This window comes from Pseudomonas sp. 10S5 (assembly GCF_035019745.1).
Taxonomy (GTDB): domain Bacteria; phylum Pseudomonadota; class Gammaproteobacteria; order Pseudomonadales; family Pseudomonadaceae; genus Aquipseudomonas.
In genome coordinates this window covers 82,831-106,368 of record NZ_JASJVL010000013.1, presented here as the reverse complement: position 1 = coordinate 106,368, position 23,538 = coordinate 82,831, and the positions used below count along the sequence as shown (strand labels likewise).

Genomic DNA, 23,538 nt, shown 5'->3' with positions numbered 1-23,538 from the left:
TACCCAACCGCATCAACACTGGCAAGCCGAAATCAGGCGCAAACCTCAGTAACCAGTTTTGCCAGGTCATCCGCGTAAGCACGAACCATAACCTCGTCGTCGCCTTCGACCATTACGCGCACTAGCGGCTCGGTGCCAGACTTGCGCAATAGCACACGGCCGCGACCGCCCATGGCAACGGTGACACGCTCACAGGCTTCCTTGACGGCAGGGTGCTCGACAGGGTTGATATCCCCCGCATAGCGTACGTTAACTAGCACTTGGGGACACTTGCGCAACGATTGACGCGCCAACGCCAGAGTTTCACCTCGACGACGTAAAGCTAATATCACTTGCAGCGCAGCAATGATCGCATCGCCCGTTGTCGTGTGCTGAAAGCAAACAATATGACCTGAATTCTCACCACCAAGCTGCCAGTTACGCTCAAGAATTTCAGCAGTGACATAGCGGTCACCGACGCGGGCGCGCACAAACGGGATATTAAGCTCAGCAAAAGCAAGTTCAACACCCAGATTGGTCATCAATGTGCCGACCACACCACCTTGCAGCTTGCCCCGCTCTTGCAAATCACGAGCAATAATGAACAACAGGTCGTCGCCTTCGACAAGCGCACCAGTGTGATCAACCATCAAAACTCGATCGCCGTCGCCATCGAAGCCAATACCGAGGTCGGCCTGCTCAGCTAGCACCGCAGCCTGCAAGTTACCCATATGGGTCGAACCACAATTATCATTTATGTTCAGCCCATTAGGCTGCGCAGACAGTACAGTGACTTGAGCGCCTAACTCACGAAAAACGTTGGGGGCAACTTTGTAGGTAGCGCCATGCGCGCAATCGATTACCAACTTCAGGCCTGCAAAATCGGTACTGGTCGGGACACTGCTTTTGCAAAATTCGATATAACGACCAGCGGCGTCGTTGATGCGTGACACCTTACCAAGCTTGTCGGACTCCACGACCGTCATTGGTGTGTCGAGCAACTCTTCGATCATCATTTCCACTTCATCCGCAAGCTTGGTGCCCAAGCCAGAGAAGAATTTGATTCCGTTGTCATGATGAGGATTATGCGATGCACTGATCACGATGCCAGCTTCAGCGTGGAAAGTTCGAGTCAGGTAGGCAATTGCTGGCGTTGGCATCGGCCCCAACAACATCACATCCGCACCCGCTGCAGAAAGACCGGCTTCCAGCGCTGATTCGAACATATAGCCCGAGATCCGCGTATCTTTGCCCACGAGAACCTTGCAAGCACCCAATCGGCGAAATGCGATCCCAACAGCCCAGCCGAGCTTAAGCATGAACTCGGGGGTGATAGGAAACTGACCCACCCGACCACGAATACCGTCGGTGCCAAAGTATTTTCTAGTCATATATGCTCCGTCATTCTTATTCAGCCAACTCGACAGCAGCAATCATGCGCACTACGTCGATAGTTTCGGCAACATCGTGTACACGCAAAATACGTGCACCCTTGATCATGGCCATGACTGCCAGAGCCAAGCCACCAGAGAGCCGTTCTGCCACAGGACGCCCCAGGACTTGTCCAATCATGCTCTTGCGCGATACGCCCACCAACAGCGGCCTGCCAAGTTCATGTAAATCTTCCATATGCTTGAACAGGCTAAGGTTGTGCTGGAGGTTTTTAGCGAATCCGAATCCGGGATCGAGAATGATTCTCTCATTAGGAATTCCAACCTTTGCGCATTGGTCCATGCGCTCAACAAGAAATGCGCGCACCTCAGCCATCAAGTTCTGATACTGCGGGTCATTCTGCATATTCTCGGGCTCGCCGCGCATATGCATCAGACACACTGGCAAACCAGTAGCTGCGGCAGCATCCAAGGCACCGTCACGGCGCAATGAGCGCACATCATTGATAAGCCCGGCACCAAGGCGCGCCGCCTCTCTGATTACCGCAGGGGTCGACGTATCCACCGAGATGATCACATCTAGCTCACGGCTTATAACCTCAACTACGGGCGCAATGCGTTCAAGCTCTTCCAGTGGGGAGACCATTCGCGCTCCCGGCCGGGTAGACTCGCCCCCCACATCGATCAGCGTTGCACCCGCTGCTACCATTGCCTGAGCGTGGCGTAAGGCAGCGTCGCGACCGCTGAAACGACCACCGTCGGAGAAGGAATCAGGAGTGACGTTCAAGATACCCATAACATGCGTACGGGCTAAATCAAGAACCCGGTTGCCGCAAGGCAACCGGGTTGGGTACAGCGCAGAAGTCATGTCAGACCCTAGATTTCAGCAGCAGGACCGCCGATAGGCGCTTCTGGACGTGTGTCCAACGGAACTACCGGAGTACCCGAGCCTCCTTGACCCCAATCTCGAGGCTCACGGGGGGCACGACCTGCCATGATGTCATCGATTTGCTCTGCATCGATGGTTTCATACTTCATTAAAGCATCAGCCATCGCGTCCAGCTTGTCACGGTGCTCGGTCAGAATTTGCTTGGCCGAACCGTAGCACTGATCAATGATACTGCGCACTTCAGAATCGATAAGTCTCGCCGTTTCTGCTGAAACGCTTGAGCCCTGACCGCCACCGCCGCGACCCAGGTACATTTCGTTTTCATCTTCGGCATACATGAGCGGACCTAGCTTCTCGGATAGGCCCCATTTGGTGACCATATTCCGAGCGATTTGACTGGCTCGCATAATGTCGTTGGACGCACCAGTGGTAACGCCGTCAAAGCCCAACGTCATCTCTTCGGCAATACGCCCACCATACAGCGAACAAATCTGGCTGATCAGCGCGCGCTTTGACAGGCTGTAGCGATCTTCCTCTGGCAAAAACATCGTAACGCCTAAAGCCCGGCCGCGAGGGATGATCGAGACTTTATAGACCGGGTCATGCTCAGGCACCACTCGACCGACAATAGCGTGACCGGCCTCATGGTAGGCCGTATTACGCTTTTCTTTCTCGGACATAACCATAGACTTGCGCTCAGCGCCCATCATGATTTTATCTTTGGCAAGTTCGAACTCTTTCATCTCAACGATGCGCTTGCCGGTGCGAGCAGCAAACAGAGACGCTTCATTGACCAAGTTGGCCAAGTCCGCACCGGAGAAGCCTGGCGTACCACGGGCGATAACGCCTGGGTTAACGTCCTCGCCCATCGGCACTTTACGCATATGGACTTTAAGAATTTGTTCGCGACCACGAATATCCGGTAGTCCTACCACAACCTGACGGTCGAAGCGGCCCGGACGCAGCAAAGCCGGGTCGAGCACGTCTGGACGGTTAGTAGCGGCAATGACGATGATGCCGTCATTCACTTCAAAGCCATCCATTTCAACCAGCAACTGGTTAAGCGTTTGTTCGCGCTCATCGTGACCGCCGCCCATACCCGCACCACGATGCCGACCGACTGCGTCGATTTCATCGATAAAGATGATGCAAGGTGCATGTTTCTTGGCCTGTTCAAACATGTCACGGACGCGACTTGCGCCAACACCCACGAACATTTCAACAAAGTCAGAACCGGAGATAGTGAAGAACGGCACTTTGGCTTCACCAGCAATGGCCTTAGCCAGCAAAGTTTTACCAGTGCCTGGAGGTCCAACCATCAATACGCCACGTGGAATTCGACCGCCCAGACGCTGAAATTTGCCCGGATCACGAAGGAACTCTACCAATTCGCCCACTTCTTCTTTGGCTTCATCGCAACCTGCGACATCGCCCAAGGTGGTTTTGACTTGATCTTCAGAAAGCAGACGTGCCTTGCTTTTACCGAAGCTCATAGGGCCGCCTTTACCACCAGCACCGCCCTGCATCTGCCGCATAAAAAACATGAAAACGGCGATGATCACCAGGATCGGGAAGCTCGCTACCAACAGCTGGGTCCAAATGCTCTGCTGTTCTGGCTGTTTGCCTTCGACAACTACATGGTTATCAACCAAGTCACCGATAAGGCCATTGTCCGCAATAGCAGGACGAATGGTCTTGAAAGTATCGCCATCGGTATGTTTACCCGTGATGACATAACCGTCTACAGCAACCTTCTCGACCTTGCCATCCTTAACTTGCTGGATGAACTCAGAATAATTGAGGGTTTGCGGCTCGTTTGGACTAGAGAAGTTGTTCATGACCGTCACGAGGACAGCAGCGATGATCAACCACAGGATCAAATTCTTTGCCATATCGTTCAATTAGCTACCCTCTGAAGCAAGCCCCACGCAGGAGCGTGCCTCGCATGATTTCACCGGCCTAACTTACTACATTACCTGCGGGTGTTGCAGGCGCCGTCTGTAACCCTTTGTGAAACTTTGACTACACAATATTCGTTTATGCTTAGCTTGCAGGCTATTAAATAAAAGCTATCGCCTCTACGTCAAAGCCGCTCAACACTTTCAGCTCCTTTTATGCCGCGAAATCCACGACCCAACAAATACTGCTCGCGGGACCGATCGCGGGAAGCCGCAGGCTTGCGCATCTGGACCTTGTCAAACACCTGACGAACCGACTTATGGAACACGTCGAAACCGTCGCCCTGGAAAACCTTGACCAGAAAATCGCCACCAGGACGCAGTACCCGCCCGGCCAAATCGAGCGCCAACTCACAAAGGAACATAGCGCGCGGCATGTCAACAGCAGCCAGTCCACTCATATTGGGGGCCATATCTGAAATCACAAGGTCTACTTGTGTATTACCGACCGCTTCGAGAATTTGGGCTAGCACTGCGTCTTCGGTGAAGTCACCTAGAATAAAGGTCACATCCGGGATGCTGTCCATCTCAAGAATGTCCGACGCGATCAAACGACCCTGGCCGCCGATCAGACGACTGGTGACTTGCGACCATCCGCCAGGCGCTGCACCAAGGTCAATGACGGTCATGCCGGGCCGGATCAGTCGATCCTTCTCCTGGATCTCCAGCAGCTTATAGCTTGCCCGCGAACGGTACCCATCTTTTTGCGCCATTTTGACGTAATGGTCATCGAAATGTTCTTTCAGCCAGTTATGGCTTGTTTTGGAACGGGCCACGGGCCACCTCAAAAATAAACGAGTCGTGATTAACTGGGCGGTCCCGGACTCGCTCGGGTAAACTAGCCGCCGCTTTTTACAAGATCAGACGCAGGGGTCAGATTATGCCGCTCACTCAAGAGCAGAAGAAACAGTACAAATCTATTGGTCACCATCTGAAACCGGTATTGACTGTGGCTGACAATGGTTTGACTGAAGGTGTTGCAGCCGAACTTGAACGCGCACTGGGCGATCACGAGCTGATTAAAATCAAGCTCAACATCCTCGACCGCGAAAGTCGCTTGGCGCTCATTGCAGAATTATGCAAAGTCGGCAAAGCGGATTTAGTGCAAGTCATTGGCAAAATGGCGCTGATTTACCGCAAAAACGCCAAAGTAAACAAGTTACTGTCCAACGTACATCGCGCTGTATAACAGCGGTCAAGGGCGTGCATCGCACGCCCTGCCGTTTCCACCCGGCACTGGCTGAATGACCAGCAGCAAACCGGATAATGCTAACACCAGATAACTCACCAATTGCCAACGCACAGCGTCTGGCAACCATCTATACAGCACGTAATGGCTCGCTGAAGCCAACGTCGCAATCATCAGCAATTGCCCACGCGCATCAAGCCAGAGACTCGAGAAGCGCTCGGCCTGCACCAGCACAACCATCTGCAATGCCACACAGAAAGCCGCAAATCCTACCAGCAACGTGCCCGAAAGATTCGCAACCTCATCAATCAGCAACGGTGCAAGGCCTGTCTGGTCAAGCACTGTCAACATCGCTAGATGCAGTAGTACCAGCCCGCCCACCCAAAGTGTTTGAGTGACTTGCCAGATGATCGCCCCCGCACAAAGTGGGCGACCTTGGTTAAAGGTGGCTAACTTCGACAATCTCGTACTCGATTACGCCACCTGGCGTCTTGACGATGACTACATCACCCTCTTCCTTGGCAATCAAGGCGCGAGCGATAGGTGAGCCAACCGACAGCTTGCCCTGTTTGATATCCGCTTCGTCTTCACCGACGATTTGATAGCGCACACGCTCATCGGTTTCTACGTTTGCAATCTCTACTGTGGTGCCGAAGATCACCTTGCCGGTATGGGCAATGGTTTTCACATCAATGACGACTGCGTTCTGCAGGCGTCCTTCGATATCACGAACACGCGCTTCAACCATGCCTTGTTGCTCCCGAGCGGCGTGGTACTCAGCATTTTCCTTGAGATCACCCAGCTCACGTGCAGTGCCGATGTCTTGGCTAAGCTTGGGGCGAACTACCTTGGTCAGGTGATGCAACTCTTCTTCGAGGGCGCGGGCGCCCTCGACAGTCATTGGGTACTTAGTCATACGTTCAATCCTGCATGTAGATCCTGCAAGCGACGCACGGTCTTCTCTGGACCGAATTTGAGCGCTTCACAGATAGCTTCGCCCGCAGCGATGGTCGTCGTACAGTAAATCTTGTGCTGCAAGGCATTTCGACGAATGGAGTAAGAATCAGCGATTGATTGACGACCCTCGGTAGTGTTGATGATCAGCGTGACTTCGTCATTTTTGATCATATCGACCACGTGTGGGCGACCTTCAGTCACCTTGTTCACACGGCGCACCTCCAAGCCTGCAGCTTCGATGACTTTAGCCGTGCCTGCGGTCGCGACAATTTTGAAGCCCAGGCTGATGAGATCACGGGCGACGCCGGCAACTAAAGGCTTGTCGTCGTCGCGGACGCTGATAAAAGCAGTGCCGCCCACCGGCAATACTTCACTAGCGCCCATTTGAGCTTTGGCAAAAGCTTCGCCGAAGGTGTCACCTACCCCCATCACTTCTCCGGTGGACTTCATCTCTGGGCCGAGAATCGGGTCAACGCCGGGGAACTTGGCAAAAGGGAAGACTGCTTCTTTTACGCTATAAAAGTTTGGAATGATTTCTTTGGTGAAACCAATTTCTTTCAGCGTTTTGCCGGCCATAACCCGTGCAGCAATCATCGCTAGCGAAACACCAATGCATTTCGATACGAACGGCACGGTACGCGAAGCGCGCGGGTTGACTTCGATCACGTAGATGTCTTCGCCTTGCAGCGCCAACTGCACGTTCATCAAGCCGACCACCCCTAACTCAAGGGCCATTTTCTTGACCTGCTCACGCATCTCGTCCTGGATATGCGCAGGCAGCGAGTAAGGCGGCAGCGAGCAAGCAGAGTCACCGGAGTGAACACCAGCCTGTTCGATGTGCTGCATGATTGCGCCAATGACAACGTCAGTACCGTCGCAGACTGCATCGACATCCATTTCGATGGCGCAGTTGAGGAAGTGGTCCAACAGCACAGGGCTGTCGTTGGACACGCTTACTGCATCGCGAAGGTAACGTTTCAATTCGTCTTCTTCGTAGACGATTTCCATTGCTCGGCCGCCCAATACGTAGGACGGACGCACGACGAGCGGGTAACCAATCTTGCCGGCGGCACGAATCGCTTCTTCTTCGCTGCGCACCGTCGCGTTCGGCGGCTGACGAAGGTTCAGGCGCTCGACCATTTGCTGGAAGCGCTCACGGTCTTCTGCGCGGTCGATGGCGTCAGGACTGGTACCGATAATCGGTACGCCCGCTTCTTCCAACGCACGGGCCAGCTTCAATGGGGTTTGGCCGCCGTACTGGACGATGACGCCTTTAGGCTTCTCGACGCGGACGATTTCCAGCACGTCTTCGAGGGTAACTGGCTCGAAGTACAAACGATCGGAAGTGTCGAAGTCAGTGGACACGGTTTCCGGGTTGCAGTTGACCATAATGGTCTCGTACCCGTCTTCGCGCAGCGCCAGTGCCGCGTGTACGCAGCAGTAGTCGAACTCGATACCTTGGCCGATACGGTTAGGACCGCCGCCCAAAATCATAATCTTGTCGCGGGTCGATGGATTGGCTTCGCACTCTTCCTCGTAAGTCGAGTAAAGATAAGCAGTATCTGTTGCAAACTCGGCCGCGCACGTATCAACGCGCTTGTAGACCGGGAAGATCTCAAGCTTGTGACGATGACGGCGCAGGTTTTTCTCGGTAACACCCAGCAGCGTGGCCAGGCGCCCGTCAGAGAAGCCTTTGCGCTTGAGGCGGAACATAAGGTCGCGATCAATGGTCGCCAGACCCAAGGTCTTGATCTTCGCTTCTTCTTTGATCAGATCTTCGATCTGCACCAGGAACCAGCGATCAATCATGTTCATGCTGTAGATCTGATCAACCGTCATGCCAGCACGGAACGCGTCTGCCACGTACCAGATGCGCTCAGCGCCGGGCACAGTCAGTTCGCGCTTGAGCACAGCCATACTTTCTGGATTGCTCAGGTCTAGCTTAGGATCAAGACCGCAGACGCCGACTTCCAGACCGCGCAAGGCTTTCTGCAGGGATTCCTGGAAGGTCCGGCCGATGGCCATGACTTCGCCGACTGACTTCATTTGCGTGGTCAGGCGCGCGTCGGCTTTGGGGAATTTCTCGAAGGCGAAGCGCGGTAGCTTGGTAACGACGTAATCGATAGAAGGCTCGAACGATGCCGGGGTTTTGCCGCCGGTGATTTCGTTCTGCAATTCATCGAGGGTGTAGCCGATGGCCAGCTTGGCAGCGACCCGAGCAATCGGGAAGCCGGTGGCTTTTGAAGCCAACGCCGAGGAGCGAGAAACCCGCGGGTTCATTTCGATCACTACCATACGACCGGTGTCCGGGCAGATGCCGAACTGGACGTTAGAGCCCCCGGTTTCAACGCCGATCTCACGCAATACCGCCAACGAGGCGTTACGCATGATCTGGTATTCCTTGTCGGTCAGCGTTTGCGCTGGCGCAACGGTAATCGAGTCGCCAGTGTGGACACCCATCGGGTCAAAGTTTTCGATGGAGCAGACGATGATGCAGTTGTCCTTTTTGTCGCGGACGACTTCCATCTCATACTCTTTCCAGCCAATCAGCGACTCATCGATCAATAGCTCTTTGGTCGGTGAGAGGTCGAGGCCGCGCGTACAGATCTCTTCGAACTCTTCGCGGTTGTACGCAATGCCGCCACCGGTGCCGCCCATGGTGAAAGACGGCCGGATGATGCATGGGAAGCCTAACTTCTCAAGTACGACGTAGGCTTCTTCCAAGGTGTGAGCGATGCCGGAACGCGGGCAGTCGAGGCCGATGGACTTCATTGCCTTGTCGAAACGCGAACGATCTTCAGCCTTGTCGATGGTGTCGGCGTTGGCGCCGATCATCTCAACACCGAACTTCTCCAGAACGCCTTCGCGCTCCAGGTCCAGTGCGCAGTTCAATGCCGTCTGGCCGCCCATGGTTGGCAGCAGAGCGTCTGGACGCTCATTCTCGATGATCTTGGCAACCGTCTGCCATTTGATCGGCTCGATATAGGTCGCGTCAGCCATTGATGGGTCAGTCATGATCGTCGCCGGGTTGGAGTTCACCAGGACGACGCGGTAACCCTCTTCGCGCAGGGCTTTGCAGGCCTGGGCGCCGGAGTAGTCGAATTCACAGGCTTGGCCGATCACTATGGGGCCGGCACCGAGAATCAGGATGGTTTTTATATCTGTACGTTTTGGCATGGGGTTGTCACTCAAATCCTTGGGTCAGTCGGCAAGCCGTCTTGAACATTTGTCTCAGGGCGCTGGGCGGATCAGCCAGACACTTTCGTCTGGGTTCAGCCCAACCCTCTGCGTGCTAAATCTCAAGGCAACCGGTTAGCGCCGCTTGGACATTGCACCGATGAAGCGATCAAACAGTGGCGAAACGTCGGTAGGGCCTGGGCTCGCTTCAGGGTGACCCTGGAAGCTGAACGCGGACTTGTCAGTACGCTCTATGCCTTGCAAAGTGCCGTCGAACAGCGACTTGTGCGTTGCGCGAAGGTTGCTCGGCAAGGTGCTTTCGTCGACGGTGAAACCGTGGTTCTGGCTGGTGATCATTACTACACCGGTATCCAAGTCCTGAACCGGGTGGTTCGCCCCGTGGTGGCCGTGATCCATCTTCAGGGTCTTGGCGCCGGAAGCAAGTGCCAGCAGCTGGTGACCGAGGCAGATGCCGAAGATCGGCGTCTCGGTTTCCAGTAACTCCTGGATGGCCTTGATCGCGTAATCGCACGGCTCGGGATCGCCAGGACCGTTGGACAGGAAGATCCCGTCAGGATTTAGCGCCAACACTTCGCTGGCCGGGGTTTGCGCCGGGACCACAGTGACGCGGCAACCGCGGTCTACCAACATGCGCAGAATATTCAGCTTGATGCCGTAGTCAAAAGCCACAACGTGGTATGGCAGATCAGCGGCCGCAATCTCCGGATGGCTGTCGGTCGCCAGACTCCATACGCCTGAACGCCACTCGTAGTTTTCTTTGACGCTGACCACTTTAGCTAAATCCATCCCTTTCAGGCCTGGGAAGCTGCGTGCCGCTTCGATCGCGGCCTCTTCGGAAATATTGTCGCCGGCCATGATGCAGCCGTTTTGGGCGCCTTTCTCACGCAGGATGCGGGTCAGGCGACGGGTGTCGATACCAGCAATCGCCACCACATTGTTGGATTTCAGATAGTCATCAAGGGACATCGTGTTGCGCCAGTTACTCGCTACCAGCGGCAAATCGCGAATAACCAACCCGGCTGACCATACACGATCAGACTCGGCATCTTCCGGCGTAGTACCGGTATTGCCGATATGCGGGTAAGTCAGGGTAACAATCTGCTGGGCATAGGAAGGATCGGTAAGGATTTCCTGATAACCGGTCATTGCGGTGTTAAACACCACCTCACCAACGGTTTGACCGTCGGTTCCAATGGCTTCGCCGCGAAAAATGCTGCCATCAGCAAGGGCGAGTATGGCTGGCTTAGTCAAGAAGACCTCCCGGTAAATAAAGCCTGAAAGGGCGTTCGCAGGTTGTAAAAAAGCGGAATGACGTAGACACGTCACCCCGCTTCTTCTCGAATTATCTGCGCGCTTTTAGTGGACACACTAAAGCTGTAGGTTACAGAAAAGGGGTGTTTTGGTCTACCGCCAATGAGCCTAAAAGGGAGGGCAATGCGACGGAACATCGCAAGGCGCCGTAAAACGGTGCTAAAACCCCTGAAAAATAGGGCTGGACCTTACGTGAACCGGCCGGAATCTTAAGGTGAGAGCGAACTTGTTCGCGAAGCTAACGACTCGGCTCAACTGCAACGCCGCGCCACTCCTTTCGCAAACAAGTTCGCTCCCACCCGATTCTCACTGCCTCAGGAATGATTAACGCAAATCCAGCACATCCTGCATGTCGTAAAGACCAGGCGGCTGATCGTTGAGCCACAAGGCGGCTCGGACAGCGCCCTTGGCAAAGGTCATGCGACTGGAAGCCTTGTGCGTAATTTCAACGCGCTCTCCGTCCGCAGCGAATAATACGGTGTGATCACCGACGATGTCGCCCGCACGGATGGTTGCAAATCCAATGCTTTGACGGTCACGAGCACCGGTCTGACCTTCGCGACCGTAAACCGCTACCTTCTCCAAGTCTCGGCCTAATGCACTGGCGATCACTTCGCCCATGCGCAACGCAGTACCTGACGGCGCATCAACTTTGTGCCGGTGATGCGCTTCGATGATTTCGATATCGACCTCATCGCCAAGTACACGAGCAGCCGTATCCAGCAGTTTCAGGCACAAATTGACGCCAACGCTGAAGTTGGCGGCGAACACGATTGGAATGTCGTTGCCCGCCTCAGCCAGACGCTGCTTCTCTTCCAGCGTGAATCCGGTGGTGCCGATGACCATCGCCTTGCCTGCCTTGCGGCAAAACGCCAGGTTTTTCAGGGTCACCGAAGGGTGTGTGAAATCGATTAGCACATCGAATTCGTCAGCCACTTTGGCCAAGTCACCCGATAACTGAATACCGATCCGACCCAACGCAGCAAGCTCGCCGGCATCAGCGCCCACCAACGAGCTGTCTGGACGATCGACCGCCGCCGTCAACCCTGCGCCCGAGGTCTGCTGAACGGCTTCAATCAGGGTTTTACCCATGCGCCCAGCGGCGCCCATAACTGCAATACGTCGCATGCCCAGCCCTCTTGGTAGCCCTTATAAATCGCCGAAGAAACGCTTAACACCTTCAAACCAGCCACTGGCCTTGGGTGAATGCGAACTATCGCCTTCAAGGGTCGCGCGGAACTCTTCGAGCAACTCACGCTGACGCCGGCCTAAGTTGACCGGAGTTTCCACTGCAACACGACACATCAAGTCGCCGGCACCGCCGCCACGTACCGGAGCTACACCTTTGCCTTTCAAGCGGAACTGCTTACCCGTTTGTGTGCCTTCCGGAATTTTCAGTTTCACCCGACCGTCCAACGTCGGTACTTCTAGCTCGCCGCCCAATGCTGCGTCAGCGAAGCTGATGGGCACTTCACAGAACAGATGCTTACCGTCACGCTGGAAGATCGCGTGCTCGCGAACGTTGATCACAACATAAAGATCGCCAGTCGGCCCGCCCTGGGTACCGGCTTCGCCTTCACCAGACAGACGAATGCGGTCACCCGTATCAACGCCAGGCGGTACTTTCACCGACAGCGTTTTGTATTCTTCTACGCGGCCTTCGCCCTTGCACGATTCGCACGGGTCAGAAATGATCTTGCCGTGCCCGTGACAACGCGGGCAGGTTTGCTGCACAGAGAAGAAACCCTGCTGCATGCGCACCTGACCGATACCGCCGCAGGTCGGGCACGTAATCGGGGCCGAACCTTTCTTGGCTCCTGAACCGTCGCACGGCTTGCAGTTGACCAAGGTAGGTACGCGAATGCTGACGGTAGTACCGCGCACTGCCTCTTCGAGGTTCAGCTCGAGGGTGTAGCGCAAGTCGCTGCCGCGCTGGGCACCGCCACGCGCGCCGCCACGGCCACCGCCGAAGAAGTCACTGAATACGTCGCCGAAGATATCGGAGAAGTTTGCACCGCCCGCACCAAAACCGGCACCGCCGCCCGACTCAACACCGGCATGACCATACTGATCATAAGCCGCACGTTTGCCGGTATCGGAAAGCACTTCATAGGCCTCATTGGCCTCTTTGAACATGTCTTCGGACACTTTGTCGTCGGGGTTGCGGTCCGGATGGTGTTTCATCGCGAGACGGCGATAAGCCTTTTTCAGGTCCGCTTCACTGGAGCCGCGCTCCACCCCCAATATCTCGTAATAGTCACGCTTTGCCATAAGTCTTCGCACTCTTGATGCTTTGCCGCATAGCTTTCGGGTCAAACCCGCCAGCCTGAAAAATTCGTCTATTCCAGACACGCCAACGCGGGAGCAAGCTCCCGCGCGGCGACATCCTACCAGTGACCGCCTGACTGCGGTCAACTGGCTTTCAAGTAGGCTCGCGCTTACTTGTGGTCTTTCACTTCTTCGAACTCTGCATCGACAACGTCGTCGGCTTTTGCAGGCTCTTCAGCGTGAGCGTCGCCCGCGCCTTGCGGCTTCGCGGCTTCTTCAGCGTACATTTTCTGAGCAACCGGAGCCGTCAACTTGGACAACTCTTCAGCCTTGGCTTCGATGGTCGCTTTGTCGTCGCCTTTAACGGCAGCTTCCAGAGCAGTCAGCGCAGCTTCGATGGCGGTTTTTTCTTCCGCAGTTACTTTCTCGCCAGCATCAACGATCATTTTGCGAGTCGAGTGGACCAGTGCATCACCCTGGTTGCGGGCAGCGACCAGCTCAACGAACTTGTTATCTTCGTCAGCATGGGCTTCAGCATCACGCACCATCTGTTGAATTTCTTCCTCAGACAGCCCGGAGTTGGCCTTGATGATGATCGACTGGGTTTTACCCGTCGCCTTGTCTTTGGCGCCTACGTGCAAGATGCCGTTAGCATCGATGTCGAAGGTCACTTCGATCTGAGGCACGCCGCGTGGAGCTGGCGGAATGTCGGCCAAGTCGAACTTGCCCAGTGACTTGTTCTGCGCCGCTTGCTTACGCTCGCCCTGCAGAACGTGAATGGTCACCGCGCCTTGGTTGTCATCGGCAGTCGAGAATACTTGGGATTTCTTGGTAGGAATCGTGGTGTTTTTCTCGATCAGCGCAGTCAACACGCCACCCATGGTTTCGATACCGAGGGTCAACGGACTAACGTCCAGCAGCAATACGTCTTTAACGTCGCCAGACAATACCGCGCCTTGGATAGCAGCACCCATTGCAACGGCTTCGTCCGGATTAACGTCTTTGCGCGCTTCTTTGCTGAAGAACTCAGTTACCAGCTTCTGCACCAGCGGCATACGTGTCTGGCCACCGACCAGGATCACGTCATCGATCTTACCGACTTCGATGCCCGAATCTTTCAGCGCGATACGGCAAGGCTCGATAGTGCGCTTAACCAGATCTTCAACCAGTGCTTCCAACTTGGCGCGAGAGATTTTCACGTTCAAGTGCTTAGGACCCGTTGCGTCTGCAGTGATGTACGGCAGGTTAACGTCGGTCTGCAGGCTGGAAGACAGCTCGATTTTGGCTTTTTCAGCAGCTTCTTTCAGGCGCTGCATAGCCAGCGGATCACCCTTAAGGTTCATGCCGCTTTCTTTCTTGAATTCGTCAACGAGGTAGTCGATCAGACGAATGTCGAAGTCTTCACCACCCAGGAACGTATCGCCATTGGTGGCCAATACTTCGAACTGGTGCTCGCCATCAACTTCAGCAATTTCGATAACTGAAACGTCGAATGTACCGCCGCCCAAGTCATAGACGATGACGGTGTGATCGCCCTTCGCTTTGTCCATGCCGTAAGCCAGAGCGGCTGCGGTTGGTTCGTTGATGATGCGCTTAACGTCCAGACCCGCAATACGACCGGCATCTTTAGTCGCCTGACGCTGGCTGTCGTTGAAGTAAGCGGGAACGGTAATGACCGCTTCAGTTACTGCTTCGCCAAGGTAGTCTTCGGCGGTTTTCTTCATCTTCTTCAGGATTTCAGCCGAAATCTGAGGAGGCGACATTTTCTGACCGTTCACTTCGACCCAAGCGTCGCCGTTATCAGCTTTGACGATCTTGTACGGGACCATTTGAATGTCTTTTTGCACAACTTCTTCGTCGAAGCGGCGACCGATCAAACGCTTTACCGCATACAACGTGTTGTGCGGATTGGTCACTGCCTGACGCTTGGCAGACTGGCCAACCAGAATTTCGCCATCTTTTGCATAAGCCACGATAGAAGGCGTGGTGCGCGCGCCTTCGGCGTTTTCAATAACTTTAACGTTGCCGTTTTCGAGAATGGAAACACACGAGTTGGTGGTCCCCAGGTCGATACCGATGATTCTGCCCATGTTTACTTTCTCCTGAAACTTGGATTTGGTTGCCGCAACTGCGTTTACAAATTGCGGTAGCACTTAAACGCATGACTTCTAAATGGGGGCCTGATGGCTGATTTCAAGCCTGCTCATCAATCGATGGCCTTGCCGGAGCAACGGGCTTGCTCACTACGACCATTGCCGGACGCAGCAAGCGACCGTTGAGCTGATAACCCTTCTGGAAAACCTTCAACACGCTATTGGGTTCGACCTCTGCGCTTTCCTGCATGGCCATCGCCTGATGGTGTTCAGCGTTAAAGGGTTCGCCGTGTGGATCAATAGCCTCCAACTGATAACGCTTCAATGTGTCCTGAAACATTTTCAGTGTCAGCTCGATGCCTTCGCGCATAGGACGAATGCTTTCATCATCCGGGCTGGACAAGTCCAGACCACGCTCCAGGCTGTCGATGATCGGAAGCAGATCGCCCGCGAATTTTTCCAAAGCGAACTTGTGAGCCTTCTCTACATCCTGCTCGGCACGGCGGCGGACATTCTGTAGATCCGCAGCAACTCGCAGGGATTGGTCCTGCGCGGCAGCCAGTTGCTCTTCAAGCCCTTGAACAAGCGCCAACATGTCATCACCCAAAACCGCTTCAGCGGTCTGATCTTGAGTCTGCGTATCCAGATTCTGTTCATCAGCCATAGATTTCTCCATTCAATTACTTCAGTGAGCTCAACTCACGCTTCTGTTCCGCTATATGGGGTCTTAATCTGCAGCTTCAAGAGCTCTGTGGCGAGCAAGCGCGTCGAGTTTCGTCAGCGCGTAGTTACTGAAAATCACTCAAAGGACTTAAAACTTCAGTGCATCATCCAAATTGAGCTAACGATGAGCATTGTCAGCCAGAAACAAAACACTGTATAAATAACCAGACAAATAGCTTGGGAGCCGCCTTTATGCTGGTGCACCTGTCTGTACATAACTATGCCATCGTTGAACATCTCGATCTCGAGCTGGACCGAGGCATGAGTGTAATTACTGGCGAAACCGGTGCCGGTAAATCGATCATGCTCGATGCGCTAGGCCTGACGCTTGGCGATCGTGCCGACAGTGGCGTGGTCCGCCCCGGCGCTGACAAAGCCGATATTCTCGCCACCTTCGACCTGACCGACATCCCCGAAGCACAGGCCTGGCTTCAGGAGCGTGAACTGGACAGCGATGGCCCATGCATTCTGCGCCGGGTCATTACCGCTGAAGGCCGCTCCCGCGCCTACATCAATGGCACGCCCTGCCCTCAGGGTGACTTGAAGTCACTCGGCGAATTTTTGATCGACATCCACAGTCAGCATGAACATCAGTCGCTGCTAAAAGCTGACACCCACCGCCGCTTACTCGACGAGTACGCTGGCGCCAATGACCTTGCCCGCCAGGTTCACTTAGCCGCCCAGCGCTGGCGTCAGGCGCGACAGGAGCTTGAACGTTTGTCCAACTCTGGCGACGAACAACGCTCGCGTCATCAACTGCTCAGCTACCAGCTTGAAGAGCTGGAAAGCCTGGGTCTTGGTGAAAACGAACTGGAGCAGTTAGAGCAAGAACACAAAACCCTCACCAACGCCGAAAGCCTGCTGAGCATTTGCCGACAGGTCGTTGAGCAATGCAGTGAAAACGACTCAGGCAATGTCCTGACTGCGCTGACTGCCAGCCTGAACCGCTTAAGTGCTGTCACCAGCTCGCCGACCGCCATGAGTGAAGCTGCGAGCATGCTATCCAGTGCGCAGATTCAGGTTGAAGAAGCCGTGGGCGAACTAAACCGCTTTCTGGACCATTTCGATGCTGATCCAGCGCGCCTTCAGCAATTGGAAGAGCGCCTGGATATCATCTACACCCTGGCACGCAAACACCGCATTCAACCCACGGATGTTGCCGCGCTCCAGCAACGGCTACTGGACGAGATTGATTCGCTCAACGCCAGCGATGAATCCATTGAACGTCTCGAAAATGAATTGGCGTCCTATGCCCGTCATTATCAGGACAAGGCGCGGGAACTGAGTGACCTGCGTCAACTATCGGCACCAAACCTTGCGTCGGCCGTCGAGCAGGAAATTCAACGACTCGGGATGCCCGGTGGACGGTTCAGCATCGAACTTCGCCCCAACATCAGTAACGAGTTGCTGCCTAACGGCTTGGAACAGGTCGAGTTATTGGTCAGCGCCAACCCAGGCCAACCTCTTAAAGCACTGGCCAAAGTAGCCTCGGGCGGCGAACTGTCCCGTATCAGTCTCGCGATTCAGGTGATTACCGCGCAAACCTCGCGGGTGCCGACGCTGGTGTTCGACGAAGTCGATGTCGGGATAGGTGGACCCACGGCAGAAATTGTTGGGCAACTCTTGCGTCGTCTTGGCGAGCGCGGGCAAGTGATGACCGTAACCCACTTGCCACAGGTCGCTGCCCAAGGTCACCAACATCTATTCGTGCATAAAGTGCGAGACAGCGAAGTCACGCGCACCGCCGTGTCGAAGCTGAGCAAGACCGAACGTATCGAAGAAGTGGCACGTATGCTCGGCGGCATCGACCTGACCAAGGAATCCCTCGCCCACGCGAAAAAGATGGTTCTCACCGCTAAGGTTTGAACGCCAAAAAGCTGAACACCAAACAGCACAAAGGCGACCCTGAGGTCGCCTTTATCGTAACTGCCGGAAGGGTTAAACCTTCTTCTTGCGCACGTAGAGCACCAAGTTGTGATCCACCAACTCGTACCCATGCTTCTCGACAATCCCTTTCTGGAGCTTTTCGATTTCTTCTTCGAAGAATTCGATCACTTCACCAGATTCCACGTTGACCATGTGGTCATGGTGGCCGCCATCAGCCAGTTCGAATACAGCATGACCGCCGTCGAAATTGTGGCGAACCACCAATCCGGCTGATTCGAACTGAGTCAGCACACGGTAAACCGTTGCAAGACCAACATCCTCGTTGGCCTCCATAAGTGCCTTGTAAACGTCCTCGGCGCTCATGTGACGTTGCTCGGCGGAATCGAGCATCTGTAGAATTTTGACCCGTGGCAGGGTCACTTTAAGTCCGGCTTTGCGTAGTTCGCTATTTTCAACCATGGTCAGCTTTCTCGCGGATGCTGCTTCGCAGCTTCTCTTAATGCGGGTATGATCGGGGTTTTGTTTCCCCAGCCAAGATAGTGGAAGTCGCCCACCGATGCAAAACACCAAGCTCCTGCTAGCCAGTTTCACCTTCGTGGGACTGATCGCACTCGCCGGTTGTTCAATCCCCGGGGTTTACAAAATCGACATCCAGCAAGGCAATGTCGTCACGCAGGACATGATAGACCAGTTACGCCCGGGAATGACCCGCCGGCAAGTACGGTTTATTATGGGCAATCCTCTGCTGACTGATACTTTCCATACTGACCGTTGGGATTATCTGTATAGCCTGCAGCCTGGGGGCGGTGAGCGCCAACAGGAACGCATGACGCTTATTTTTAATGCCAATGACCAACTGGCCAGTCTTTCCGGTGATTTCAAGCCAGGCGTGAGCCGTGACGAAGCCATTCTCGGCCAGCACAGCGATACGACTGTAGAGCCAGGCAAAGGCGAAAAGCCTAAAGCCGACGAGCCGCCAAAACCGGGATCGCTGCTTGAACAGATCCAAAATGATGTGGATAAAGTTGAGTCCGTACCGGTTCCTACCCAGGTACCGTTGCAAACGTCACCCCAGTGACGTTGCCACACAGCGCTTAGCACCCATGAAAAAGCCCGACATGTCGGGCTTTTTCACGTCTGCCGATAGTCGGTGCGCCCAAACGATCTAAGGCTTATCGGCTTGGGCCTTGGCCAACGCCGCCTTGGCAGCACGCAACCGACGGATTTCTTTCGGGTCAGCCAGCAGCGCTCGATAAATCTCGATTCGATCACCGGCTAGAAGTACGTGTGTGTCGGCATTATTCAATGCTTTGCCAAATATTCCTACCGGGCAATGCATCAAGTCCAGCTCGGGAAAGAAGTTACCAATGCCTGAGGCAAATAATCCAGAACGCACCGTAGTCCCGGTGGGCAGGTCAACGCTGAGCAGCATTTGCCGATCGATAGCAGCGTAGACCACTTCGACTTTGATTATCGCTTCAGCCATGTAGTTGTTTTGCCCGCTGACAAAAGGCATCAACCAGCGTATTGGCCGCCTGATTGAACAAAGGCCCCAGGGTTGCCCGGATGATCGGCCCCGCGTAATCAAAAGACAGGTCCAGGCTGATTTTGCAGGCTTTTTCGCCCAACTGCTTGAAGGTCCAGACGCCGTGTAATTGACTGAAAGGTCCTTCTTCCAGGTTCATCTCGATCGACTGCCCCGACACCAGCGTGTTGCGCGTCACAAAATGTTGGCTAAGCCCGCCTTTGGCGATTTCTACACGAGCGCGCATGTGTGCATCGCTGACGTCCAGTACCACGCCCGAAGAACACCACGGCAGAAATTCTGAGTAGTGAGCGACATCGTTTACCAAGTCATAAAGCGCCTGAGCCGGATAAGGCAGCAGGGCTGAACGTTGAATATGGGTAGTCATGTCAGCGTCACTTCCAAATAAATTGCGTCTGCATCATTCACGAAAATCTGGCCTGATGCCAATGTGCGATGCTCAAACCAATGAAGCAATTGATGAATATCGAAGGCGCATTGTCCGGGATTCAATCAACGTGCTCAAGCACGCAGGTTCACCATAGCCGACAGCGCACTGACTCCCTATAATGCGTCCCCTATGGCTAAGCTCAAGAAACACCCCACAGGGACCATCGCGCAAAATAAAAAGGCGCGTCACGATTACTTCATCGAACACAAGTTCGAAGCCGGTCTGGTCCTGGCTGGCTGGGAAGTAAAAAGTCTGCGTGCCAGCAAGGTGCAGTTGGTCGACAGTTATGTGCTGCTCAAGGATGGCGAGGCGTGGCTGATGGGTAGCCATATCTCGCCGTTGACGACTGCTAGCACACACGTCATCGCTGACCCGACACGTACCCGAAAACTATTGCTTAACCAACGCGAGCTCGAAAAGCTCAACGCGGCGGTCCAGCAAAAAGGCTATTCCTGCGTTGCCCTTTCCATTTACTGGAAAGCGCATTTGATCAAGTGCGAAATTGCGCTGGGCAAAGGCAAGAAGGAATACGACAAGCGCCATACCGAGCGTGAGCGCGACTCTGATCGCGAGCTGCAACGTGCGGTTCGGAGCAAAGGTAAGGAAGACTAGCTGCATAGAATTCTCGCCAACACATTGGCTCCTACAGACACCTGTATCTGTAGGAGCCAATGTGTTGGCGAAGCTTCAAAACCCACTCAAACCCCCTTTCGCCGCTCCGCCCTCGCCGCTCGCTGCACTTGTTGCCGCACCTCTTCCAACACTTCTTGAACGTACAACAGATGACGGCTGGAAACATCGCGCGCATCGTCGGCGCGACCCTCGATGATCGCTAGATACAACTCATGATGCTGGTTGATCAGCATGTCACGCGTCTCCGTGCGTTGTTTGTACATGCCACCGATGTTGGTCACGACATTGCGCTTGAGCAAATCAAACAAGCCACGAATCGTATGCAGCAGCACCGCGTTGTGGCTGGCCTCGGCGATAGCCAGGTGAAAATTAGCATCCGCTTCGCCTTCTTCGGCACGGCTCACCTCGCCGACCCGCGAATAACAACTTTGCAGTAACTCAAATGCCGCACTCAGGCGATCACGATCAAGATCAGTAGCGCGCTGAGCAGCGTAGTACGCACAGGACGCTTCGAGCGTTTGACGAAATTCAAGCAAATCGCGCTGAGCCTCTGGGTTGCTCTCCAGTAAGTGCAAGAGCGGATCGCTAAACGTAGACCCGAGATTCTCAACTACGTAATTACCGCCGCCTTGACGACTGATCAGTAGCCCCTTAGCAGTGAGCTTCTGGATTGCCTCACGCAAGGATGGCCGAGATACGCCAAACTGCTCAGCCAAGGTACGCTCAGCAGGCAAGCGCTCCCCGGACTTCAAGGTGCCTTCCAGAATCATCCCTTCAAGTTGTTCGACAATATCGTCAGACAAACGCCGCTGACGCACCTGATCAAACCCCATAACGCTCTCCAAACGCCCGGACATTTACCGGGTCGCCTATTCTCGCCGATAGCCACAGCGCTGACACCCCTCAGAAGCCACTGAAAACAGCCCATCAGGGCTTTATTTTCGGTAAATCGACGAAAGTATTAGAAGGGCAAATTGACACACCCGTAGTAACGCTTCTAACCTAGCGGCCAGACATTGTAAATTGGTATTACCAATTATCCAATGCCGACGTTCGAAGGAAACTCTCCACGGCGTCGCAAGACCTTTCGCCATAACGAAAGGCTTGACTGGTGAACTGCGCGACTTGTTTGTCAGCCTCGGTTCGACGGCAGCTATGCTCACGGCTGTCCCGGACCATTACGCGACGTACAAGCGACACAGGGCACCGGGCCTGACCAACAATAATTAGGGGCCTCCACCTATGCAAACCTGGCAACAGCTATACACCCCACTCGGCAGCCTTGGCCTTTCGGCCATCGCAGCAGTCATTCCCATCGTGTTTTTCTTCGCGGCACTGGCCGTATTTCGGCTTAAAGGGCACGTTGCGGGCACGATCACCATGCTGTTGTCCGTGCTGATTGCGATTTTCGCTTTCCACATGCCGACTGACATGGCAATTGCTTCTGCCATTTATGGCTTTGGTTATGGCCTGTGGCCCATTGCCTGGATCATTGTTGCAGCCGTATTCCTCTACAAACTGACCGTCAAGAGCGGCCAGTTCGAAATCATCCGCAGTTCTGTACTGACCATCACCGATGACCAACGCCTACAAGTGTTGCTCATCGCGTTCTGCTTTGGTGCTTTCCTTGAAGGTGCGGCAGGGTTCGGCGCTCCGGTAGCGATTACCGCAGCACTGTTGGTCGGTCTTGGCTTCAACCCACTGTACGCTGCAGGCTTGTGCCTGATTGCCAACACCGCGCCTGTTGCGTTCGGTGCACTGGGTATCCCAATCATCGTTGCCGGGCAGGTTTCCGGGATCGACGCCTTTAAAATCGGCGCAATGGCCGGCCGTCAATTGCCTCTGCTGTCGCTGTTTGTACCGTTCTGGCTGATGTTCATCATGGATGGCAAGCGCGGCGTCAAAGAAACCTGGCCAGCAGCGTTGGTTGCCGGTGGTAGCTTCGCGGTATGCCAGTTCTTCACGTCGAACTTCATCGGTCCAGAACTGCCGGACATCGTGTCTGCACTGGCCAGCCTGATTTCCCTGACCTTGTTCCTGAAAGTGTGGCAGCCAAAACGCACTGCCGGCGCCACCATGGCCGGCGCAACATCGTCGGCAGTAGTAGTCGGCAGCCCAGGCGGCTTTGGTCTGCCACGCACCTCAATCGCGTCGGAATACAACGGCGGCCAGATCTTTAAGGCATGGTCCCCGTTCCTGATTCTGACCGTCGTCGTCACTATCTGGACGCTCAAACCGTTCAAGGCATTGTTCGCCGCAGGTGGTGCGCTGCAAGCCTGGACCATCGCTATTCCAGTCCCGCACCTTGATCAACTGGTCTACAAAGTCGCACCGGTCGTCGTCAACCCAACCGTGATGCCTGCGGTGTTCAAGTTCGACATGATTGCCGCCTCCGGCACTGCTATTTTGATCTCGGCGCTGCTGTCGATGATTGTGCTACGGATCAAGCCGCAAACGGGTCTGAGCACGTTCAAAGAAACATTGATGGAGTTGCGTTGGGCGATCATCTCCATTGGCATGGTGCTATCGTTTGCCTTCGTGATGAACTACTCGGGCATGTCCACCACCCTTGCGTTAGTACTGGCATCTACCGGCGCTGCGTTCCCGTTCTTCTCGCCGTTCCTCGGCTGGCTGGGCGTTTTCCTGACGGGTTCCGATACGTCTTCCAATGCCCTGTTCGGCTCACTGCAAGCCACAACGGCTCACCAATTAGGCGTCAGTGACGTGCTCATGGTGGCAGCGAACTCCTCGGGCGGCGTGACCGGCAAAATGATCTCGCCACAATCGATTGCAGTCGCTTGCGCGGCTACCGGTCTGGTTGGCCAAGAATCCGACCTGTTTAGGTTTACCCTCAAACACAGCCTGTTCTTTGCTGCCATCGTCGGTTGCATTACGTTGATCCAGGCTTACTGGCTCACCGGCATGTTGGTGATCTGAGTACCTGATTAATAGCAAGACGCACCACCCGTAACTGCACCCTGCAACGACCTGGCGCCGGACTAACCACCCGGCGCCAACCATTCATAACCCGGTCTGCAACGCGGCAGAAAGTTTCAGCGATTCATCTTTCAGTCGCTGCGCTGGAC

At 54.7% G+C, this 23,538-nt stretch carries 21 protein-coding genes; 5 read left to right on the top strand and 16 right to left on the bottom strand.

Going from position 1 to position 23,538, the window contains the following annotated elements:
• Window positions 1-32: 32 nt before the first annotated feature.
• From glmM to rlmE, 4 genes are all read right to left on the bottom strand, one after another.
• The gene (gene glmM / locus QN378_RS15615) at window positions 33-1,370 is read right to left on the bottom strand and encodes a phosphoglucosamine mutase (protein ID WP_322206760.1); all 1,338 of its coding nucleotides are present in this window, start codon (window positions 1,368-1,370) and stop codon (window positions 33-35) included.
• A 16-nt stretch (window positions 1,371-1,386) separates the two neighbouring features.
• A complete protein-coding gene (gene folP / locus QN378_RS15610; RefSeq protein ID WP_323549573.1) occupies window positions 1,387-2,238 on the bottom strand; it encodes a dihydropteroate synthase in 852 nt (283 codons plus the stop codon).
• Between the two features lie 8 nt (window positions 2,239-2,246).
• A complete protein-coding gene (gene ftsH, locus QN378_RS15605; RefSeq protein ID WP_322206758.1) occupies window positions 2,247-4,151 on the bottom strand; it encodes an ATP-dependent zinc metalloprotease FtsH in 1,905 nt (634 codons plus the stop codon).
• Between the two features lie 191 nt (window positions 4,152-4,342).
• Window positions 4,343-4,993: a 23S rRNA (uridine(2552)-2'-O)-methyltransferase RlmE gene (rlmE, locus tag QN378_RS15600; RefSeq protein WP_322206757.1), complete on the bottom strand. Its 651-nt coding sequence runs from the start codon at window positions 4,991-4,993 to the stop codon at window positions 4,343-4,345.
• A 104-nt stretch (window positions 4,994-5,097) separates the two neighbouring features.
• Between rlmE and QN378_RS15595 the strand changes: the two genes are divergently transcribed.
• Window positions 5,098-5,406, top strand: a complete 309-nt coding sequence (locus tag QN378_RS15595; protein ID WP_322206756.1) for a YhbY family RNA-binding protein — start codon at window positions 5,098-5,100, stop codon at window positions 5,404-5,406.
• Between the two features lie 6 nt (window positions 5,407-5,412).
• Here the strand turns inward: QN378_RS15595 and QN378_RS15590 are convergent, their stop codons facing one another.
• From QN378_RS15590 to grpE, 8 genes are all read right to left on the bottom strand, one after another.
• Window positions 5,413-5,817 (bottom strand): MFS transporter, encoded by a 405-nt coding sequence (locus QN378_RS15590; protein WP_322207003.1) that lies wholly within the window; start codon window positions 5,815-5,817, stop codon window positions 5,413-5,415.
• Window positions 5,818-5,845: 28 nt separating this feature from the next.
• Window positions 5,846-6,322 (bottom strand): transcription elongation factor GreA, encoded by a 477-nt coding sequence (greA, locus tag QN378_RS15585; protein WP_322206754.1) that lies wholly within the window; start codon window positions 6,320-6,322, stop codon window positions 5,846-5,848.
• Window positions 6,319-9,540 carry a carbamoyl-phosphate synthase large subunit gene (gene carB, locus QN378_RS15580; protein ID WP_323550941.1) on the bottom strand — a complete coding sequence of 1,074 codons (3,222 nt, stop codon included), beginning with the start codon at window positions 9,538-9,540 and terminating at the stop codon, window positions 6,319-6,321. Before carB ends, greA begins: the two co-directional genes overlap by 4 nt.
• A gap of 135 nt (window positions 9,541-9,675) precedes the next feature.
• Window positions 9,676-10,812: a glutamine-hydrolyzing carbamoyl-phosphate synthase small subunit gene (gene carA / locus QN378_RS15575; protein WP_322206752.1), complete on the bottom strand. Its 1,137-nt coding sequence runs from the start codon at window positions 10,810-10,812 to the stop codon at window positions 9,676-9,678.
• 384 nt (window positions 10,813-11,196) lie between these two features.
• Complete coding sequence (gene dapB / locus QN378_RS15570; protein ID WP_322206751.1) at window positions 11,197-12,000, bottom strand: 4-hydroxy-tetrahydrodipicolinate reductase; 804 nt, start codon at window positions 11,998-12,000, stop codon at window positions 11,197-11,199.
• A gap of 21 nt (window positions 12,001-12,021) precedes the next feature.
• Complete coding sequence (dnaJ, locus tag QN378_RS15565) at window positions 12,022-13,143, bottom strand: molecular chaperone DnaJ (protein ID WP_322206750.1); 1,122 nt, start codon at window positions 13,141-13,143, stop codon at window positions 12,022-12,024.
• 167 nt (window positions 13,144-13,310) lie between these two features.
• The gene (gene dnaK / locus QN378_RS15560) at window positions 13,311-15,230 is read right to left on the bottom strand and encodes a molecular chaperone DnaK (protein WP_322206749.1); all 1,920 of its coding nucleotides are present in this window, start codon (window positions 15,228-15,230) and stop codon (window positions 13,311-13,313) included.
• Between the two features lie 103 nt (window positions 15,231-15,333).
• Complete coding sequence (gene grpE / locus QN378_RS15555) at window positions 15,334-15,897, bottom strand: nucleotide exchange factor GrpE (RefSeq protein ID WP_322206748.1); 564 nt, start codon at window positions 15,895-15,897, stop codon at window positions 15,334-15,336.
• 251 nt (window positions 15,898-16,148) lie between these two features.
• Here grpE and recN point away from each other — a divergent pair, with 251 nt between their 5' ends.
• A complete protein-coding gene (gene recN / locus QN378_RS15550; RefSeq protein WP_322206747.1) occupies window positions 16,149-17,822 on the top strand; it encodes a DNA repair protein RecN in 1,674 nt (557 codons plus the stop codon).
• 72 nt (window positions 17,823-17,894) lie between these two features.
• Here the strand turns inward: recN and fur are convergent, their stop codons facing one another.
• Complete coding sequence (gene fur, locus QN378_RS15545; RefSeq protein ID WP_322206746.1) at window positions 17,895-18,302, bottom strand: ferric iron uptake transcriptional regulator; 408 nt, start codon at window positions 18,300-18,302, stop codon at window positions 17,895-17,897.
• 97 nt (window positions 18,303-18,399) lie between these two features.
• On the opposite strand from fur, the gene QN378_RS15540 reads away from it, so the two are divergent.
• Complete coding sequence (locus QN378_RS15540; protein WP_322206745.1) at window positions 18,400-18,921, top strand: outer membrane protein assembly factor BamE; 522 nt, start codon at window positions 18,400-18,402, stop codon at window positions 18,919-18,921.
• A gap of 87 nt (window positions 18,922-19,008) precedes the next feature.
• Here QN378_RS15540 and QN378_RS15535 read toward each other — a convergent pair whose 3' ends face one another.
• Both QN378_RS15535 and QN378_RS15530 read right to left on the bottom strand, forming a co-directional pair.
• Complete coding sequence (locus QN378_RS15535) at window positions 19,009-19,329, bottom strand: RnfH family protein (protein WP_322206744.1); 321 nt, start codon at window positions 19,327-19,329, stop codon at window positions 19,009-19,011.
• Window positions 19,322-19,756 (bottom strand): type II toxin-antitoxin system RatA family toxin, encoded by a 435-nt coding sequence (locus tag QN378_RS15530; protein ID WP_322206743.1) that lies wholly within the window; start codon window positions 19,754-19,756, stop codon window positions 19,322-19,324. Before QN378_RS15530 ends, QN378_RS15535 begins: the two co-directional genes overlap by 8 nt.
• A 192-nt stretch (window positions 19,757-19,948) precedes the next feature.
• Between QN378_RS15530 and smpB the strand changes: the two genes are divergently transcribed.
• The gene (smpB, locus tag QN378_RS15525; protein ID WP_322206742.1) at window positions 19,949-20,431 is read left to right on the top strand and encodes an SsrA-binding protein SmpB; all 483 of its coding nucleotides are present in this window, start codon (window positions 19,949-19,951) and stop codon (window positions 20,429-20,431) included.
• Between the two features lie 86 nt (window positions 20,432-20,517).
• On the opposite strand, the gene QN378_RS15520 is transcribed toward smpB, so the two are convergent.
• Window positions 20,518-21,285: an FCD domain-containing protein gene (locus QN378_RS15520; RefSeq protein WP_322207002.1), complete on the bottom strand. Its 768-nt coding sequence runs from the start codon at window positions 21,283-21,285 to the stop codon at window positions 20,518-20,520.
• A gap of 409 nt (window positions 21,286-21,694) precedes the next feature.
• On the opposite strand from QN378_RS15520, the gene QN378_RS15515 reads away from it, so the two are divergent.
• Window positions 21,695-23,389, top strand: coding sequence for a lactate permease LctP family transporter (locus tag QN378_RS15515; RefSeq protein WP_322167607.1), 1,695 nt, complete (start codon window positions 21,695-21,697; stop codon window positions 23,387-23,389).
• Window positions 23,390-23,538: the final 149 nt, after the last annotated feature.

Bases quoted from the DNA above. Each gene is read 5' to 3' on its own strand.
- glmM (WP_322206760.1), bottom strand. From the start codon at position 1,370: ATGACTAGAAAATACTTTGGCACCGACGGTATTCGTGGTCGGGTGGGT.
- folP (WP_323549573.1), bottom strand. From the start codon at position 2,238: ATGACTTCTGCGCTGTACCCAACCCGGTTGCCTTGCGGCAACCGGGTT.
- ftsH (WP_322206758.1), bottom strand. From the start codon at position 4,151: ATGGCAAAGAATTTGATCCTGTGGTTGATCATCGCTGCTGTCCTCGTG.
- QN378_RS15595 (WP_322206756.1), top strand. From the start codon at position 5,098: ATGCCGCTCACTCAAGAGCAGAAGAAACAGTACAAATCTATTGGTCAC.
- greA (WP_322206754.1), bottom strand. From the start codon at position 6,322: ATGACTAAGTACCCAATGACTGTCGAGGGCGCCCGCGCCCTCGAAGAA.
- carB (WP_323550941.1), bottom strand. From the start codon at position 9,540: ATGCCAAAACGTACAGATATAAAAACCATCCTGATTCTCGGTGCCGGC.
- dapB (WP_322206751.1), bottom strand. From the start codon at position 12,000: ATGCGACGTATTGCAGTTATGGGCGCCGCTGGGCGCATGGGTAAAACC.
- dnaJ (WP_322206750.1), bottom strand. From the start codon at position 13,143: ATGGCAAAGCGTGACTATTACGAGATATTGGGGGTGGAGCGCGGCTCC.
- dnaK (WP_322206749.1), bottom strand. From the start codon at position 15,230: ATGGGCAGAATCATCGGTATCGACCTGGGGACCACCAACTCGTGTGTT.
- grpE (WP_322206748.1), bottom strand. From the start codon at position 15,897: ATGGCTGATGAACAGAATCTGGATACGCAGACTCAAGATCAGACCGCT.
- recN (WP_322206747.1), top strand. From the start codon at position 16,149: ATGCTGGTGCACCTGTCTGTACATAACTATGCCATCGTTGAACATCTC.
- fur (WP_322206746.1), bottom strand. From the start codon at position 18,302: ATGGTTGAAAATAGCGAACTACGCAAAGCCGGACTTAAAGTGACCCTG.
- QN378_RS15540 (WP_322206745.1), top strand. From the start codon at position 18,400: ATGCAAAACACCAAGCTCCTGCTAGCCAGTTTCACCTTCGTGGGACTG.
- QN378_RS15535 (WP_322206744.1), bottom strand. From the start codon at position 19,329: ATGGCTGAAGCGATAATCAAAGTCGAAGTGGTCTACGCTGCTATCGAT.
- QN378_RS15530 (WP_322206743.1), bottom strand. From the start codon at position 19,756: ATGACTACCCATATTCAACGTTCAGCCCTGCTGCCTTATCCGGCTCAG.
- smpB (WP_322206742.1), top strand. From the start codon at position 19,949: ATGGCTAAGCTCAAGAAACACCCCACAGGGACCATCGCGCAAAATAAA.
- QN378_RS15520 (WP_322207002.1), bottom strand. From the start codon at position 21,285: ATGGGGTTTGATCAGGTGCGTCAGCGGCGTTTGTCTGACGATATTGTC.
- QN378_RS15515 (WP_322167607.1), top strand. From the start codon at position 21,695: ATGCAAACCTGGCAACAGCTATACACCCCACTCGGCAGCCTTGGCCTT.